The organism is Vibrio sp. 03-59-1, assembly GCF_013114135.1.
GTDB lineage: Bacteria > Pseudomonadota > Gammaproteobacteria > Enterobacterales > Vibrionaceae > Vibrio > Vibrio cortegadensis.
Genome location: NZ_VTYA01000094.1, coordinates 1 through 1,201, shown reverse-complemented (window position 1 = coordinate 1,201; position 1,201 = coordinate 1). Strand labels below are relative to the sequence as shown.

Below are 1,201 nucleotides of genomic sequence, written 5' to 3'. Positions count from 1 at the left end.
TAAATTAAACATGCGCCCACGCAAAAGGCTTGGGTATAGAATGCCAATGGAGTATATTCATGCCCACCTGTAGAAAGTGTCGCACTTCAAACTTGATACTAAGCGTTATGCAGTGAAAAATATTGCACGATTTGCTTTTGATACAGACAAAATGCATATGCTTTGGATAGTGAATGGTGGTCACATTCGGCGGAATGTGAGTGATGATAAATTGATACTAACTTGGTTAAATCTAATATTGCCGAAATATGATGGAGTGGAACTTCACCTTTATCGTGGAGAATGTAAATTTCTCTATGAACAAGGGTTGATCGGCTTTTGCTGGACTCCCAAAAAACAGGTAGCAGAAAATTTTGCACGTGGTCTCATGCGATTGAGTCTGGTGGTGTGTTATTGAGTGCTAAAGTTGCACCTGAAGCTATTTTAAGTGCACCAAATAGCCATAGTTCAGATTGGCTTGGTGAGTTCGAATATACTTGTGATCCTTCTCAAATAGCTTCTATAGAAGTATTGAATCAATATATAGCGTTGTCGCACCTTAATTGGGCGTTAGCTTAAGTTCTATTCCGACGGTAGGTTCTGCTTTAATTCTAGTAACATTAAATATGCGCTTTCACCTGACATATCGTAAGGGCTGAATTGGTCAGAGCCTGAAAATTGTAAGTTAAGTAATGCAGTTAAGTGAGATTGAGGAATATCGCCCATAGACCAGTCTCCAAATTCACGGCAATGTACTTCTTTGAAGTAGAGAATGGTGACTTTGCTGTGTCGTTTGTCATTTACGATATGACTGTATGTATCATTTATAGCTTCTCTTGAACCTTCTAGGCATTGTAAAAAGTACTTCTGATTATGACTTAGTAGTCCAGTGATGTTAGCTTCTTTGTTGTGTTCGCGTGATGTCGTAAGAATGTCTGTTAAAGCGTTCAAATCGCAGTCCTTTGAAAGAGTGCTGACATAAATTAATCGAGTTAGGAACATAGCTACCACTTTGTTTTTATTAAACGTTACTATCAAATATAATCTATATAGTAGAATTTGCTAATTAGAGCAGGGTTTATCACTGACAAATATTAAGCTAACAAACAATTTAAGAGTGACTCCTAACGCTTGACGATTTTACTTCGATTTGAATTTTGTGTTTACGGCGCAATGGTTTAGTCTAGGTTTTATAGCGTTGTCGCACCTTAATTGGGCGTTA

2 protein-coding genes are annotated in these 1,201 nt (G+C 37.6%); one reads left to right on the top strand and one right to left on the bottom strand.

Annotated features, from left to right (window positions below; all coding sequences use genetic code 11):
* The first annotated feature begins 112 nt into the window (after positions 1–112).
* A complete protein-coding gene (locus F0249_RS20305; protein WP_253825364.1) occupies positions 113–397 on the top strand; it encodes a hypothetical protein in 285 nt (94 codons plus the stop codon).
* Between the two features lie 164 nt (positions 398–561).
* On the opposite strand, the gene F0249_RS20085 is transcribed toward F0249_RS20305, so the two are convergent.
* Positions 562–981 (bottom strand): BLUF domain-containing protein, encoded by a 420-nt coding sequence (locus F0249_RS20085; protein ID WP_017052207.1) that lies wholly within the window; start codon positions 979–981, stop codon positions 562–564.
* Positions 982–1,201: the final 220 nt, after the last annotated feature.

Excerpts from the sequence above, each read along its gene's own strand:
- F0249_RS20085 (WP_017052207.1), bottom strand. The coding sequence starts at position 981 with ATGTTCCTAACTCGATTAATTTATGTCAGCACTCTTTCAAAGGACTGC.